Genomic DNA, 14,040 nt, shown 5'->3' on the forward strand with positions numbered 1-14,040 from the left:
CCTAGTTGTCCTGAGCCGCGCCGTCCAGGGCAGGCCCGCCAGTATCCGTAACCAGCCCGATATTGCTAAAACCACCACGGTTCAGCGCACCCATCACCTGCACCACGGTTTCATAGGGCACCGCCCCATCCGCGCGCAGGAACACCCGGTCGCCTTCACGCTCGGCCGCAATGGCGCGCAGCCGGTTGACCAGATCGGCCATCGGCACCTCGGTTTTCTGGATCATCACGGTGCCTTCGGCGGTGATGGTCAACGCCAGCGGCTCTTCTTGTTCCGAGGGCAGCGCATTGGCGGCGGTTTTGGGCAGTTCAACCGGCACACCCACTGTCATCAGCGGCGCGGCAACCATAAAGATGATCAGCAGCACCAGCATCACATCCACGAAGGGCGTGACGTTGATTTCCGACATTGGCTGCGCGCCACCCCGGCGGTGACGTCTGCGCCGCCCGCCTGATCCGCTTTTCTGCATGACACCCGCACCCATGGCTCAGGCGTCCAGCTGGCGGCTGAGGATGGTGGCGAACTCGTCGGCGAAGGCCTCATACCCTGCAATGATCCGATCCGCATCGGCGCTGAGTTTGTTATAGAAGATCACCGCCGGGATCGCGGCCAGCAGGCCCAGGCCGGTGGCCAGCAATGCCTCGGCAATACCGGGTGCCACAACGGCCAGGTTGGTGTTCTGCTGCTCGGCGATGTTGATAAAGGCATGCATGATGCCCCAAACCGTGCCGAACAGCCCCACAAACGGCGCAACCGAGCCAACCGAGGCCAGCACCGGCAGCCCGCTTTGCAGCTTTTCCGCCTGTTTGGCGATGGCCACATCCATGGACCGATCAATGCGCGCCTGCGCGTTGGCAATCATGCCCCCATCCGCGCGATGCGAGCGACGCCATTCGATCATGCCGGCCGCGAATACCTTTTGCGAATTGCCCGAGGGTTCGGCCCCGATTTCGTCGAACAGCTCGTCCAGCGGTTCGCCCGACCAAAAGGCACGGTCAAAGCGATCCGCCTCGCGACGGGCCAGCCGGTAATTGATGGTTTTCTGAATAATGATCGACCACGACCAGAACGAGGCCACGATCAGCAGGATCATCACCAGTTTCACGGTCAGGGTCGCGCGCGCGAACAGCGCCCACATGGAGAAATCAATCTCCTGCGCCAGCGCAAGGGTCTCTGTTTCCATTAGCCTGCTCTTTGTTATCGGCCCATTTGTGGACCTTGTTTACAGGCAAAAATAGCCGATCTCTAAGGGGAAAGCCAACACAATGGCGTCATTCCCGGGTGATTGGGTAGAATTAGTGGACCAGTTGGCGGATATTTGCTGGCATTCTGGCCGGATGTCCGGTGTCGGACATCATCACCACCGTCACAACAGCCTGAAACAGCACCTCTTCGCCGCGCATCACGCGTTGGTTGAGCATCCAGCGCACCCCGGTCGAGGACATGGTTTCCGTTTCCACCACCAGATCATCGCCCATCTTGGCTGGGGCCAGATAATCGGCCTCGACCCGGCGCACGACGAAAACCAGCCCCTCGTCCTCTTTCAAGGCCAGCTGATCAATGCCCAGATCGGCCACCCATTCGCTGCGCCCGCGCTCGATGAATTTCAGGTAATTGGCGTAATAGACGATCCCGGCCATGTCGGTATCTTCGTAATAGACCCGGATAGTAAGCTTGTGCATGTCAGTCCACCGCGTGTTGCCTGCGTTGGCCGCACCCTAGGCAGGTTCCCCCGCCGGAACCAGCGGATAATGCGCCAAAGGGTCATAGATCGGCCCATCCTCGCGCAAGGTCGATTGGTAGAGCGTGAACTGCAACGCCTCGCCGCCCGGCTGCACCAGATCGCCATAGCGCCCCAACCAGGCCGCGATCCGGGTCTCGGCATAGTCCGGCAGATGTCGCGGCAGGCGCATCAGGGTAAAGTGCGGTTTGAAGCGGCGGCGTGGCAGCTCCATCCCCGCCATGCGCACCGCTTGCCCCACCTTGTCCTGCAACGCCCCCAATTCGGGCACCTTTTCCACCAAGGCGACCGCCGCACTGGGGCGCTGTCCGCCGAACATTTCAACCCCGCGCAAGGTCAACCGCACGCGTTCGGCCCGAACGGCCCCCAGCATATCGTGCAACAGCTCCAGCGCCGAGTCAGGCTGATCCCCCAGAAAGGCCAGGGTCAGGTGCAGGTTCTCGGGCACCACCTCGCGCCCCAGGCCCAACCCGTCCTGCAGATCCATCAAGGCGTCGCGCAGCCCCTCGGACGGGTCCAGCGCCACGAACAGCCGCATTAGCCCGCCTGCACCCGCGCGAACAAGCGCAACGCATGCGAGGCATCGTCGGCCGCCACCGGCATCACCTCGTCATAAGCGGCCCGGATCACCCCCGCGATGTCAGGGCGCAAAATCGTCGCCTCGCCAGCCACCGCCAACGGCGACTGATCCGCAAAGGCCGCATCCGACCAGATCAGCATGGACTGCACCACCTGGCTCAGCGCCAGAGTCTCGGCCGGCAGGCGCGACAGCTCGGAATGCATTTTCAGGAACACGAACCCGGCCTGAATCGCCCCCTGATCGTCAAACCGGAAGGCGCGGTACTGGTTCGCGTCCCCCGCCTTCAGCTTGGCCACCAGCGTGTCCAGATTGGGGATCATCCGGCCCAGATCCGGCAAATCCAACAATTCGTCCCATTCGCGGAAGAAAAAGAACATCAGGTTCGCGCCCAGCTCGGGATCGGTCTCGGCCATCTTATGTCCGGCCAAGGCGACCACCGCCTCTATCGCACCCTTCACGGTCTCCAGCGTCTTGTCATCCACGCCAAAGACGATCGGCACGATGGGCCGCCCCCAACGCGCAAACACATAGGTTCCGTCGCTGCGGGTAAACAAGCGTTCAATCTCATCCGGGGTCATGGGCGCTCCTCTTTCGGGGCTGGCCGCCCCGCTTGTGCTTTTTCTTGGCCCAAATACCCAATACGCAACCGATCCGCCAGCACTCAGGTGACGCAGTCAGCCGAACATATCCGCCTGCCCCGGTGCCTTGGGCGCGGCCATGCCCAAATGCGTCCAGCCCTTTTGCGCCAGCATCCGTCCGCGCGGGGTGCGCTGGATCAAGCCCTGTTGCAGCAGAAACGGTTCAATCACTTCCTCAAGCGCATCGCGGCTTTCGCTGAGGGCCGCGCTGATGGTTTCGATCCCCACGGGACCCCCGGCGTAATTTTCGGCAATCAAGCGCAAATAGCGCCGGTCCGCCCCGTCCAATCCCAGATGATCCACGCCCAGCCGGGTCAGCGCATGATCAGCGATGGCCTGTGTGACGCGGCCGTCTCCTTCGACCACCGCGAAATCCACCACGCGGCGCAGCAGCCGCCCTGCGATCCGGGGCGTCCCGCGCGAGCGTTTGGCGATCTCGCGCGCCCCGTCGCCATCGGCAGGCGCCCCCAACAGGCGGGCATTGCGGGTGACGATCTCATTCAGTTCATCGACCGTGTAGAATTGCAGCCGCGTGGGAATGCCGAACCGATCCCGCAGTGGCGTGGTCAGCAGGCCAAGCCGCGTGGTCGCGCCCACCAGGGTAAACGGCTGAAGCTCGATCCGCACGGTTCTGGCAGCCGGGCCTTCGCCGATCACCAGGTCCAGTTCATAGTCTTCCAGCGCCGGATACAGCACCTCTTCGACAGCCGGGTTCAGACGGTGGATTTCGTCGATGAAAAGCACATCGCGCGCTTCCAGATTGGTCAGAATCGCCGCCAGATCGCCCGCCTTGGCCAGCACCGGCCCCGAGGTCATGCGGAAATTCACCCCCAGCTCGCGCGCCATGATCTGCGCCAGCGTCGTCTTGCCCAAACCGGGCGGGCCGTGAAACAGCGTGTGATCCATGGCCTCGCCGCGCTGCCGGGCGGACTGGATAAACACTTTGAGGTTCGCACGCGCCTCGGCCTGGCCGATAAAGGCGTCCAGCTCTTGCGGGCGCAGGGCGCGGTCGTTGTCTTCGGGCATCGGGTCGGCGCGCAGGGCGGGATCGGGCGTGGTCATGTCTTACCCTTTCGGCGCCAAGAGCTTCAGCGCCGCGCGGATCAGCGCCGAGGTATCTGCCTCGGGGTCGTCCTGCGCGGCCTGCGCCACGGCGGTCGCGGCCTCAGACGGGCCATAGCCCAGATTGGACAGCGCCGACAAAGCATCCGATTGCGACGCGGCCGAGCTGGGCGGCGCCGCAGGTTTCGAGGCCGGTGCCGCCGCGACGGGCTCGGGATCGATCACTTCGACGGGCGCGTCCCCGGCAGCCTGCGCCAGCGTTCCGCCCAGCGCCATCACGCCGGGCGCTTTGTCTTTCAACTCGTGCACCACACGTTGCGCGGTCTTCGGGCCGATCCCTTTGGCGGCTTTGATCGCGGCCATGTCGCCCAGGGTGATCGCGCGCCCCACGCCTTCGGCCCCCAGGGTCCCCAGAATCGCCATCGAGGCCTTGGCCCCGATCCCCTGAACCGAGATCAGCAGCCGGTGCCATTCCTTTTCCAGCAGGGTCGTAAAGCCGAACAGCTGCATCAAATCCTCGCGCACCGTTAATTCGGTATACAGCGAGGCCATCTCGCCATTGCCGGGCAAAGCCGCCAGGGTCCGATCCGAGCAATACACGATGTACCCCACGCCACGCACATCAATCAGGATGTGATCCTCGGTCCGGTATTCGATCCGGCCCGTCAGTTTTCCGATCATGCGGCGGTTCCTTTTGTCTTCAGCACCATTCCGGGTGCGCGAGCATAATGCGCGTGGCAGATCGCGATGGCCAGAGCATCCGCCGCATCCGGCCCGTTGATCTGCACCCCCGGCAATTGCATTTTCACCATGTGATCGACCTGGACCTTGGCCGCGTGGCCAACGCCCACAACCGTCTTTTTCACCTTGTTGGGAGCATACTCACCGATCGGAATCCCGGCCTGCGCCGGCACCAGCAACGCGATCCCCCGGGCCTGGCCCAGTTTCAGCGTCCCCACGGCGTCTTTGTTCACAAAGGTCTGTTCAACCGCGGCCGTATCGGGTTGAAAGCGGTTCAGAACATCCGTCAGCTGGTCATGCAGAGACAACAGGCGCTCGGGCAGTTCGGTCCCGACAGAATGGCAAATCCCGTTGGCAATATGGGTCAGGCGGCTACCGTCAGCCTCGATCACGCCCCAGCCCATGTTGCGCAAACCAGGGTCGATTCCCAATACCCGCATGTTTCGTCCCCCGCTCTGTCATGGTTTTTTTCTGCAATAGCACGAAACGAGAACAAACGCCAAGCGGATTGAAAACTCTGTATCCTGACCGACACGGCGAATTGGCAGTTTTTTCGGCAAACCGCCGTGTTTCCGCGCTGCAGCATAGGCAACCTGACGTTTCTGACCCTCGCAAACGAACCCATGCATAAACCGCATAGGAACTATGCAAACACTCCAGCTTGTGCGGAATTTTTCCGCAGATTATGTGCGGCTTGGAAAGAGACTTCCCAAATGAAACTTCAAATCAAAGGAGCCTGAAATGGTCTACTACACCAATGCAAATGGCGGCGTTTTGGCCACCGCAATCGCAAATGTCCTGTCCGCAGCCATCAACGGCGTGTTCGATGCCGTCGTCGCATGGAAAGACCGCCGCGCCACCCGCGCTGCCTTGAACAGCCTGTCGGATCGCGAACTGGACGATATCGGCATCACCCGCGCTGACATCAACAGCATCGTTCGCGGCTAACAATGCCCGACCCTTCCAACGACGCTGACACAACGTGAACAGCCGCCCATTTCGGGGCGGCTGTTTGCTTTCAGGGACGTGAGAGAGATTTGAGAGAGTACGTTACCTGATAAAGGGACGCAGCTTTGCGGCCAGCTGCACGGTCACCGGATCGGCCTGCATGAACCAGCCGCCGACCTGTTCCACCACAGCGCCTTTTTGAAGTTCGTTCACACGGTGTTCGTAGGTATCCAGACCCAGGAAAGACACCAACAGGATTTTAAAGCCCAGGAAGCCAACAATAAACATCAGGGTTAGCTTCAGGGGAAAGCCGCCGCGCCGCTTTTTCGGGCGCGCCACGATCAGGCCGTCGCGATCAACTGTCAGAGAATACCCACGCTTCATGGTCGCATGGTTATGGCTGATCCGGGCAATCCGGTTGTCGAAGTCGTTAAAGCTATCGGCCATTTCAGCCTCCTGTACTGGCCCCCACCAGAACATGACTTTTTCTAGGCATTAAATGTGGCAAGAATGTGGCAAAGGCCGCATTCTTGCTGCAATTCAGCCTTGAAATGACTTCATTTGCGAAGCGTTAGCGTCGTCCATTCACCAATCTCTTCGCGATGCACCAGATTGATGCCATTTCGTGCATAAACCTCGACCACCGCGTCGGCCTGTTCGTTTAAAATGCCAGACAGAATTGCATGGGCCCCATCGGCCATATAGCGATTCATGTCCGGGGCCAGGTCGATCAGCGGGGCCATCAGGATGTTGGCAAAGACCAGATCAAACGGAGCTTTGTCCTTGATGGCGGGATTCTCAAAGCCCGCGGCCTCCAGACAGATCACCCGGCCTTCCATATCGTTGACGCGCACATTTGCCTCGGCGACGTCCACGGCGACCTGATCAATATCGCTGGCCAGCGCCGGGTTGGGCCAGATGCGCGCGGCCGCCATAGCCAGAACGGCGGTGCCGCAGCCCACGTCGATCACGTTTTCACAGACCACGCCGTCATTGGCCAAACGGTCCAGCGCGCGCAGACAGCCCTGTGTGGTGCCGTGGTGCCCGGTGCCAAAGGCCATGGCGGCCTCGATCAGCAGTGCCTCGGACCCTTCGGGGATCTTGTCGGCGTCATGACTGCCATAGACAAAGAAGCGACCCGCGGTCACGGGGGTCAGCTCGCGTTTGACCTTGGCGACCCAGTCGGTTTCGGGCAATTCGGACACGGTAAAGGGCTTGGCGCCGTACGCCGCTGCCAACAGGGCCAGCCCCGCCTGGTCCGGTTCCTCGGTGAAATAGCCGCCGACTTCCCACAGGCCCGAGTCATCCTCGATTTCAAACACACCAATGCCGGTTGGTTCGGGCATCAGCTCTTCCATCGCCAGGCCAAGCGCCTCGGCGGGGTCTTTTCCCATCAATGTGGTCAGGGCGGTGAATGTAGGCATGGGGCTCTCCGGGCAATCTGTGTTGCCTTGCGCCTAAGCACCAAAGCCCGCCGGGTCAAGCAATCAGGCGCGTGTGGACCGTTTGGGGGCCTCGACCCCGCGCCCGGATCGCACAAAGCGCCACCCAACATAGCCTGCGCCGATGCCCACGATGGAATTGGCCAGCGCCTGCGCCATGATCACGCCAGCGGCGCCGAACATGCCCCCCAGCACAAAGGCCAGCGGCCCCATCAGCAGCCCGTCGCGGCTCCAGTTCACCATGGTCGACCAGAAGGGTTTGCCCAGGTTGTTGAACGCCGCATTGGCCACGAACAGCGCTCCGGTAAAGACAAAGGTCCCCGCCGCGTAATGAGAGAAAGTGCGCACAACGGCCGCGCCCTCGCCGCTGAGCCCAAAGACCTGCGCCACCAGATCGGCGAACAGCGCCAGCACCACCCAGGTGATCACCGTGTACAGCGCGCAGAACTTGAGCAAATCCAGATAGGCGCGCGCGACCCGGTCCTTCAGCCCCGCGCCCGCGTTTTGGCCGATGATGCCTCCGATAGCACCCGACAACGCAAAGATGCCCCCAAAGGACAGGATGGTTAGGCGCATCACCACGCCCAGACCGGCCACGGCGCTATCGCCCTGCTCGGCCATGGCGCGCACCAAAATCCAGTTGCCAAAAGGCGTGGACACCTGCGTGGCGATGCCCGGAATGGCGATGGTCGCAAAGGCGCCCAGATAGAGGGTCAGATCGGGCAAGGCGGGCTTGGCCAGTATGTCATGCGTTTTCAGCAGCCAGTAAAACCCGAACACGGCCATGGCGGCCCGCGACAGCACGATAGCGGCCCCTGCGCCCTCGATCCCCCAGCCGAAATACAGGATAAACAGCGGGTCCAGCGCCAGCGCGAACACCCCGGCCGAGGTCGTCACCAGCATCGAGCGCAGCGCATCCCCGATCGAGCGCAGGATCGCCCCCGCCATCATTCCCGCCGCGATCAGCGGTAGCGACGGCAGCGAGATCGACAGGAACGAGGCCGCGGCCTCCAGCACCTCGCCCTCGGCGCCAGACAGGCGCAACAACGGATAGCGAAAGAAAAACACCACGATCGAGATCAGAACCTGCGCCGACACGCCATAGATCATGGCGGTGGTCGCGATCCGTCGGGCCCGTCGTTTGCGCCCCTGCCCCAAGGCGCGACTGACCAAGGCCACGGCTGCGATCATCATCCCGATGGAAATCGAGATCACGAAAAACTGGATCGTTCCAGCGAACCCAATGGCGGCGACCAGCGCCTCGTCCCGCAACTGGCTGACCCAGAACAGCGCCAGGAAATCCACTAGGAACATAAAGCTCAGACCCAACGACCCCGACAGGGTCATCACAACGACATGCCGCATCGTGGATCCGGTGGTGAACTTGGCCTGAGACATAGCGCGCCCTGCTTATTCCGCCGGGGCGGGCAAGCCGCGGGCAAAGATGGTTTCATAGCCCGGCTCGGGGTGGCGCGGGATCAGCAGGGCCAATCCCAACGAAACCGCCGCCATGGCCGCCGCCAGGCCGAATACCGCCCCCGGCGAAGCCAGCCACAAATAGCCCAGCACCGCAGGCAGGAACACCGCCGCGATGTGGTTGATGGTAAAGGCCACGGCCGCCGTTGGGGCGATGTCGCCCGGATCGGCGATTTTCTGGAAATAGGTCTTTAGCGCCAATGCCAGCGCAAAGAACATGTGGTCCAACACATACAGGATCGAGGCCAGAAGAACGCCCCACCCGAACCAGTAGATACCGCCATACAGGCCAAACACGATGACCAGACCGACATATTCAAACACCAGTGCGCGGCGCTCGCCAAAGCGCGAAACCACCCTGCCAAAGACCGGGGCCAGCACCATGTTGGCGACCAGATTGATCAGGTACAGCCCCGTGACCTCGTGCACGTCAAAGCCAAAACGCTCGACCATCATGAAGCCCGCGAAGACCACGAAAATCTGGCGTCGCGCACCCGACATGAATTGCAGCGCGTAATACAGCCAGTACCGGCGGCGCAGGATGAATTTCTTGATCTGTGGGTTTGGGGCCTCGAATTGCGGATAGGCGATCAGGCAAAACAGCGCGATCGCAGCGGTGACGCCCCCGGCCAGCAAATAGACCATATTATATGTCAGCCCCAGCCTGTCCCAACTGAGCACGATCAGCACATAGGCCACCAGGGTCGAGGCCGACCCCGCAGCCATCAGCCATCCCAGAACTTGCGGCGCCCGGTCCTTGGGCAGCCATTGCAGCTGGAGCGACTGGTTCACGGTCTCATAGTAGTGAAACCCAATCGAGCTGAGCATGGTGATCGTCAGAATGCCGCCCAACGACGGAAACCACGCCGTCACGGCCGTGGCCACGCCCAGCAAGACCAGCGCGACAATGCCCAGGATTTGCTCGCGGATGAACATGATCAGGGCAATCACGCCGATGGCGAAAAAGCCGGGAATCTCGCGCACGGTGTGCAGCCAGCCGATATCGGACCCGTCGAACTTGGCCACCTCGATCACAAAGTTGTTCAGCAGCGCGGACCAGGTGGCAAAGGCCACCGGCATGGCCGCCGCCATCAGGAACAACAAGAACACAGGCCGGCGCCACAAAGGCAGATTTTGGGCCTGATCAAGGGGGACAATGCGTAACATGCCTTTCCCATACGCCTCTAATTGCGGTTTGGCGAGACCGTGAAACACGCATCCCCTGTGCATGTGTGCGCAAACATACCACGGATTGTGCGCAGACCTGATCTGAATCAATGAAATATGAATATGTTCATGCCACCCCCTGCCCAGTTTAAGGAGGACCGCGCCCATGGACATACTGGCCATTGTTGAACGTATCGGAGAGGCCCCGACAGCCGCCCTGTTGGGGATCATCACCGGCATCATCTTTGGCATCTCGGCGCAGCGTTCGCGGTTCTGTCTGCGCGCCGCCACGGTCGAGTTCGCCCGTGGACAGCTGGGGGACAAGGTGGCAGTGTGGTTCCTGACCATCTCGACCGCAATCGTCTGGGTGCAGGGCGCGCAGTTGCTTGGTCTGTTCAACGCCGCAGATGCCCGCCAGATGGCGATCCCCGGCAGCTGGTCCGGAGCGATCATCGGCGGCTTGCTGTTCGGCGTTGGCATGGTCCTGGCCCGAGGCTGCTCGGGGCGTCTGCTGGTGCTGGCGGCCACAGGGAACCTGCGATCGGTCGTGTCGGGGCTGATCTTTGCCGTGGTCGCGCAAATGAGCCTGTCGGGCATCCTGTCTGATGTCCGCAATACGCTGGCGTCCCTGTGGGTCACTCAGGGTGGGCGCAACCTGGACCTTATCGCGGCCATCGGCCTGCCGGAATGGGGTGGCCTGGCCATCGGGCTGTTGTTCGCCGCGCTGGCGCTGGTGCTGTCCTGGCGCAATCAGATCACCATCAGCCGCCTGTTCTTCGGCGCGGGCGTGGGCTTTGCCGTCGCGGTGGGCTGGGTCAGCACATACGCGCTGAGCCAGATCGCGTTTGATCCTGTCACCGTCGAAAGCGTCACCTTCTCGGGCCCATCAGCGCACACGCTGATGTTCTTTCTGGATCGCAACGAGGTGCTGCAATTCTCGGTCGGGTTGGTGCCAGGGGTGGTGATCGGCTCGTTTGCGTCGTCCTTCCTGAAGGGTGAGTTCAAATTCCAGGGCTTTTCCGACGAATCCATGATGCGCCGTTCGATGACTGGCGCCGTGCTGATGGGCTTTGGTGCGATGCTGGCCGGGGGCTGCGCCATCGGCGCGGGCGTCACCGGAGGCTCGGTCTTTGCCGGAACCGCATGGCTGGCCCTGTTCTGCATGTGGATCGGCGCGATGAGCACCGACATCCTGCTGGATCAGCGAAATCTGCGCGCGGGCACCGCCTAGTAGAAGCTCTGAGGGTCGATATCCACGCTGATCCGCGTCTGGTTTGACGGCTTGAACTGTCTGAGCCAGCGCGCAATCGCGGATTGCAGCGGCGCGCCCTTGTCGGCCTTGATCAGCAAGCGCACGCGATGACGCCCCCGAATCCGGGCAATCGGCGCGGGGGCCGGACCAAAGACCTGCGCCCCGATCTGGCGCAAAGGCCCATCCTGGCGCGCCATATCATTGCCCAGATCGAACACATCCTGCACATCGGGCGAGGACAGAATAATCCCCGCCATCCGCCCAAACGGGGGCACATGCGCGTGGCGGCGCTCGTCTGCTTCTGCGCTCCAGAATCCTTCCTCATCCCCCGCAATGATCGCGCGGATGACTGGGTGTTCGGGCTGATAGGTCTGCATTAGGGCCAGCCCCTTGCGCTCGGTCCGGCCGGCGCGCCCCGCCACCTGGCGCATGAGCTGAAACGTGCGTTCTGCGGCCCTGAGATCCGAGCCTTGCAGGCCCAGATCAGCATCGATCACCCCCACCAGCGTCAGCAGCGGAAAGTTGTGCCCCTTGGCCACCAGTTGCGTGCCGATGATAATGTCAGCCCCGCCTTCGGCGATCTGTTCGATCTGCGCCTTCAGCGCGCGCGCCGAGCCGAACATGTCCGAGCTGAGCGTCACCACCCGCGCGTCCGGGAACAGGGCCTGCGCCTCTTCGCTCAGCCGTTCCACACCGGGGCCAACCGGGGCCAAGCGCCCTTCGACCTGACAATGGGGGCAGACCTCGGGCATGGGTTTGGTCTCGCCGCATTGATGACAGACCAGACGTTTCAGGAACCGGTGTTCGACCATCCGCGCATCACAATGATCACAGCCGATCTGATGCCCGCAAGCCCGGCACAGCGTGATCGGCGCATAGCCGCGACGGTTGATGAACAGCAGCGATTGTTCCCCTTTTTCGACCCGCGCCAACACCTCGCGCTGCAAGGTGCCGGAAATCCAGCGGTCCGAGGGCAGCTTTTCCCCGCGCATATCAATCGCACGCATGTCGGGCATCACGGCCGCGCCATAGCGGCTGGTGAGGGTCAGTTTCTGGTACTTCCCGGCCTCGGCATTGGTCCAGCTTTCCAACGATGGCGTGGCCGAGGCCAGCACCACCTGCGCCCCACAAATACTGGCACGCAGCACGGCCATGTCGCGGGCGTTATACATCACGCCGTCTTCTTGTTTGTACGAGGTGTCGTGTTCCTCGTCCACGACGATCAGGCCAAGGTTCTGATAGGGCAAAAACAACGCCGAGCGCGCGCCGATCACCACCTGAGCGCCCCCCTGCCCGACCATTTTCCAGATGCGGCGGCGCTCGGTCATGGTGACGCCCGAATGCCATTCTGCCGGTTTCGTGCCAAAGCGCGCCTGCACGCGGGTCAGGAACTCCGCCGTCAGCGCAATCTCGGGCAGCAGCACCAAGGCCTGACGGCCCCGGCGCAGGCATTCGGCGACGGCCTCCAGGTATACCTCGGTTTTGCCAGATCCGGTGACCCCGCGCAGCAGAGTGGTGCCATAGCGTTCTGTCTGGATGGCGGCGCGCAGGGCCTGTGCAGCCTTTTCCTGATCGCCCGTCAGCTCTTTGCCCGCATGGTCCGCATCCATCCGCGGGAACGGCAGATCGCGCGGGCGGTCCTCTTCCAGAACGGCACCTTGTTTGACCAGCCCCTTTACCACACCCGTCGACACGCCCGCATGTTCGGCCAGTTCCTTCAGTGTAAAGGCCAGCCCACCATATTCTTCCATCACGTCCAACACCCGGCCACGCGCCTCGGTCATCCGGTCGGGGTCACGGTCGCCCTTGCGGTATACCTTTTGCATCGAGGGCGGATCGCTGAGCCCAGGCGCGCGCGTTGCCAGCCGCAGCATCGATGACATGGGAGTCAGCGTGTAGTCCGCGGCGCGTTGCAGGAACAGCTGCATTTCCTCGCGCATGGGGGCCACGTCCAGCACCCGCGTGATGGACCGGATTTTCGAACGATCATAGTCCCCCTTGCCCGGCCCCCAGACCACGCCCAGCACCTTGCGCGGGCCCAGCGGCACCTCGACAAAGGCGCCCGGCAGGCAGCCGCCTTCGGGCGCTTTATAGTCCAGCACCCGGTTGATCGGTTGCGTGGTCAACACGCCGACCAGCTCGCCCTCTGTATAGAATTCCGCCTGGCTCACGTTCCGTCCGGTGAAAAGGGTTTCGGGATCATCCCCTTTGGGGTAAAGCCTGACCCAAACAAAGTCCAACCGAACTGAGGTTCCTGACATGAAATTCTTCGTTGATACCGCCGAGATCGACGCCATCGCCGAGCTGCACGCCCTGGGCATGGTTGACGGTGTGACCACCAACCCTTCGCTGATCAAGAAATCCGGCCGTGACATTCTGGAAGTCACCAAAGAAATCTGTGATCTGGTCAGCGGCCCCGTCTCGGCCGAGGTCACCGCCACCGACGCTGACGAGATGATCGCCGAGGGCCGTAAACTGGCCGAGATCGCGGAAAACATCGCGGTCAAAGTCCCGCTGACCTGGGACGGTCTGAAAGCCTGTAAGGTGCTGACAGACGAGGGCAAAATGGTCAACGTCACCCTGTGTTTCAGCGCCAACCAGGCCCTGCTGGCCGCCAAGGCGGGCGCGACCTTTATCAGCCCCTTCATCGGCCGTCTGGACGACATCGCGCTGGACGGGATGGAGCTGATTCAGGACATCCGCACCGTCTATGACAACTATGGGTTCAAAACCGAGATCCTGGCGGCCTCGATCCGCTCGGTGAACCACGTGCTGGAATGCGCAACGATCGGCGCCGACGTCATGACCGCCCCCCCCGGCGTCATCAAATCGCTGGTCAACCACCCGCTGACCGACAAGGGCCTGGCCGCGTTTTTGGCCGATATCAAGGCTGCGGATATCAAAATCCTCTGATCCGCGACTTGGCGGGCCTCTGCCTGCGTGAAAAAACTTAAGGAAATGCCGGGACAGATTTGTTATGGTCCCGGCAAAGA

At 62.2% G+C, this 14,040-nt stretch carries 16 protein-coding genes; 3 read left to right on the forward strand and 13 right to left on the reverse strand.

Annotation, left to right across the window (positions count from 1 at the left end; genetic code table 11):
- Position 1: 1 nt before the first annotated feature.
- The 8 genes from tolR to ruvC all read right to left on the reverse strand — a co-directional run bounded on the left by tolR (position 2) and on the right by ruvC (position 5,202).
- Positions 2–484: a protein TolR gene (gene tolR, locus ACXADQ_RS19140; RefSeq protein ID WP_475325085.1), complete on the reverse strand. Its 483-nt coding sequence runs from the start codon at positions 482–484 to the stop codon at positions 2–4.
- 3 nt (positions 485–487) lie between these two features.
- Positions 488–1,183: a protein TolQ gene (gene tolQ, locus ACXADQ_RS19145; protein WP_475325088.1), complete on the reverse strand. Its 696-nt coding sequence runs from the start codon at positions 1,181–1,183 to the stop codon at positions 488–490.
- Between the two features lie 112 nt (positions 1,184–1,295).
- Positions 1,296–1,682 carry a tol-pal system-associated acyl-CoA thioesterase gene (gene ybgC, locus ACXADQ_RS19150; RefSeq protein WP_475325093.1) on the reverse strand — a complete coding sequence of 129 codons (387 nt, stop codon included), beginning with the start codon at positions 1,680–1,682 and terminating at the stop codon, positions 1,296–1,298.
- A 36-nt stretch (positions 1,683–1,718) separates the two neighbouring features.
- Positions 1,719–2,279, reverse strand: coding sequence for an RNA 2',3'-cyclic phosphodiesterase (gene thpR / locus ACXADQ_RS19155; protein ID WP_475325097.1), 561 nt, complete (start codon positions 2,277–2,279; stop codon positions 1,719–1,721).
- Entirely contained in the window at positions 2,279–2,899 is a 621-nt protein-coding gene (locus tag ACXADQ_RS19160) for a hypothetical protein (protein ID WP_475325101.1), read from the reverse strand. The genes thpR and ACXADQ_RS19160 overlap by 1 nt, the downstream gene beginning before the upstream one ends.
- A 96-nt stretch (positions 2,900–2,995) precedes the next feature.
- Entirely contained in the window at positions 2,996–4,021 is a 1,026-nt protein-coding gene (gene ruvB, locus ACXADQ_RS19165; protein WP_475325104.1) for a Holliday junction branch migration DNA helicase RuvB, read from the reverse strand.
- Between the two features lie 3 nt (positions 4,022–4,024).
- Entirely contained in the window at positions 4,025–4,702 is a 678-nt protein-coding gene (ruvA, locus tag ACXADQ_RS19170; RefSeq protein ID WP_475325108.1) for a Holliday junction branch migration protein RuvA, read from the reverse strand.
- The gene (ruvC, locus tag ACXADQ_RS19175; RefSeq protein ID WP_475325112.1) at positions 4,699–5,202 is read right to left on the reverse strand and encodes a crossover junction endodeoxyribonuclease RuvC; all 504 of its coding nucleotides are present in this window, start codon (positions 5,200–5,202) and stop codon (positions 4,699–4,701) included. The genes ruvA and ruvC overlap by 4 nt, the downstream gene beginning before the upstream one ends.
- Positions 5,203–5,503: 301 nt before the next feature.
- Here ruvC and ACXADQ_RS19180 point away from each other — a divergent pair, with 301 nt between their 5' ends.
- Positions 5,504–5,710: a DUF1127 domain-containing protein gene (locus ACXADQ_RS19180; RefSeq protein ID WP_475325116.1), complete on the forward strand. Its 207-nt coding sequence runs from the start codon at positions 5,504–5,506 to the stop codon at positions 5,708–5,710.
- 102 nt (positions 5,711–5,812) lie between these two features.
- On the opposite strand, the gene ACXADQ_RS19185 is transcribed toward ACXADQ_RS19180, so the two are convergent.
- From ACXADQ_RS19185 to ACXADQ_RS19200, 4 genes are all read right to left on the reverse strand, one after another.
- The gene (locus ACXADQ_RS19185; RefSeq protein ID WP_475325120.1) at positions 5,813–6,157 is read right to left on the reverse strand and encodes a hypothetical protein; all 345 of its coding nucleotides are present in this window, start codon (positions 6,155–6,157) and stop codon (positions 5,813–5,815) included.
- Between the two features lie 110 nt (positions 6,158–6,267).
- The gene (locus ACXADQ_RS19190) at positions 6,268–7,134 is read right to left on the reverse strand and encodes a 50S ribosomal protein L11 methyltransferase (RefSeq protein WP_475325124.1); all 867 of its coding nucleotides are present in this window, start codon (positions 7,132–7,134) and stop codon (positions 6,268–6,270) included.
- A 63-nt stretch (positions 7,135–7,197) separates the two neighbouring features.
- Entirely contained in the window at positions 7,198–8,550 is a 1,353-nt protein-coding gene (locus ACXADQ_RS19195; RefSeq protein ID WP_475325129.1) for an MATE family efflux transporter, read from the reverse strand.
- Positions 8,551–8,562: 12 nt separating this feature from the next.
- The gene (locus ACXADQ_RS19200; RefSeq protein WP_475325131.1) at positions 8,563–9,795 is read right to left on the reverse strand and encodes an MFS transporter; all 1,233 of its coding nucleotides are present in this window, start codon (positions 9,793–9,795) and stop codon (positions 8,563–8,565) included.
- A gap of 166 nt (positions 9,796–9,961) precedes the next feature.
- Between ACXADQ_RS19200 and ACXADQ_RS19205 the strand changes: the two genes are divergently transcribed.
- Complete coding sequence (locus tag ACXADQ_RS19205) at positions 9,962–11,026, forward strand: YeeE/YedE family protein (protein WP_475325133.1); 1,065 nt, start codon at positions 9,962–9,964, stop codon at positions 11,024–11,026.
- Here ACXADQ_RS19205 and ACXADQ_RS19210 read toward each other — a convergent pair.
- Complete coding sequence (locus ACXADQ_RS19210) at positions 11,023–13,308, reverse strand: primosomal protein N' (RefSeq protein WP_475325136.1); 2,286 nt, start codon at positions 13,306–13,308, stop codon at positions 11,023–11,025. The two genes, ACXADQ_RS19205 and ACXADQ_RS19210, sit on opposite strands and share 4 nt — an antisense overlap.
- Between ACXADQ_RS19210 and fsa the strand changes: the two genes are divergently transcribed.
- Complete coding sequence (gene fsa / locus ACXADQ_RS19215) at positions 13,307–13,960, forward strand: fructose-6-phosphate aldolase (RefSeq protein WP_475325140.1); 654 nt, start codon at positions 13,307–13,309, stop codon at positions 13,958–13,960. The genes ACXADQ_RS19210 and fsa overlap by 2 nt on opposite strands.
- The last annotated feature ends 80 nt before the right edge of the window (positions 13,961–14,040 follow it).

The organism is Thalassovita sp. ABM4_323, assembly GCF_056158665.1.

Coding starts and splice junctions, on each gene's coding strand:
- ACXADQ_RS19195 (WP_475325129.1), bottom strand. CDS start 8,550: ATGTCTCAGGCCAAGTTCACCACCGGATCCACGATGCGGCATGTCGTT.
- thpR (WP_475325097.1), bottom strand. CDS start 2,279: ATGCGGCTGTTCGTGGCGCTGGACCCGTCCGAGGGGCTGCGCGACGCC.
- ACXADQ_RS19160 (WP_475325101.1), bottom strand. CDS start 2,899: ATGACCCCGGATGAGATTGAACGCTTGTTTACCCGCAGCGACGGAACC.
- tolQ (WP_475325088.1), bottom strand. CDS start 1,183: ATGGAAACAGAGACCCTTGCGCTGGCGCAGGAGATTGATTTCTCCATG.
- ACXADQ_RS19180 (WP_475325116.1), top strand. CDS start 5,504: ATGGTCTACTACACCAATGCAAATGGCGGCGTTTTGGCCACCGCAATC.
- ruvA (WP_475325108.1), bottom strand. CDS start 4,702: ATGATCGGAAAACTGACGGGCCGGATCGAATACCGGACCGAGGATCAC.
- ruvB (WP_475325104.1), bottom strand. CDS start 4,021: ATGACCACGCCCGATCCCGCCCTGCGCGCCGACCCGATGCCCGAAGAC.
- ybgC (WP_475325093.1), bottom strand. CDS start 1,682: ATGCACAAGCTTACTATCCGGGTCTATTACGAAGATACCGACATGGCC.
- ACXADQ_RS19205 (WP_475325133.1), top strand. CDS start 9,962: ATGGACATACTGGCCATTGTTGAACGTATCGGAGAGGCCCCGACAGCC.
- ACXADQ_RS19200 (WP_475325131.1), bottom strand. CDS start 9,795: ATGTTACGCATTGTCCCCCTTGATCAGGCCCAAAATCTGCCTTTGTGG.
- ruvC (WP_475325112.1), bottom strand. CDS start 5,202: ATGCGGGTATTGGGAATCGACCCTGGTTTGCGCAACATGGGCTGGGGC.
- tolR (WP_475325085.1), bottom strand. CDS start 484: ATGGGTGCGGGTGTCATGCAGAAAAGCGGATCAGGCGGGCGGCGCAGA.
- fsa (WP_475325140.1), top strand. CDS start 13,307: ATGAAATTCTTCGTTGATACCGCCGAGATCGACGCCATCGCCGAGCTG.
- ACXADQ_RS19210 (WP_475325136.1), bottom strand. CDS start 13,308: ATGTCAGGAACCTCAGTTCGGTTGGACTTTGTTTGGGTCAGGCTTTAC.
- ACXADQ_RS19185 (WP_475325120.1), bottom strand. CDS start 6,157: ATGGCCGATAGCTTTAACGACTTCGACAACCGGATTGCCCGGATCAGC.
- ACXADQ_RS19190 (WP_475325124.1), bottom strand. CDS start 7,134: ATGCCTACATTCACCGCCCTGACCACATTGATGGGAAAAGACCCCGCC.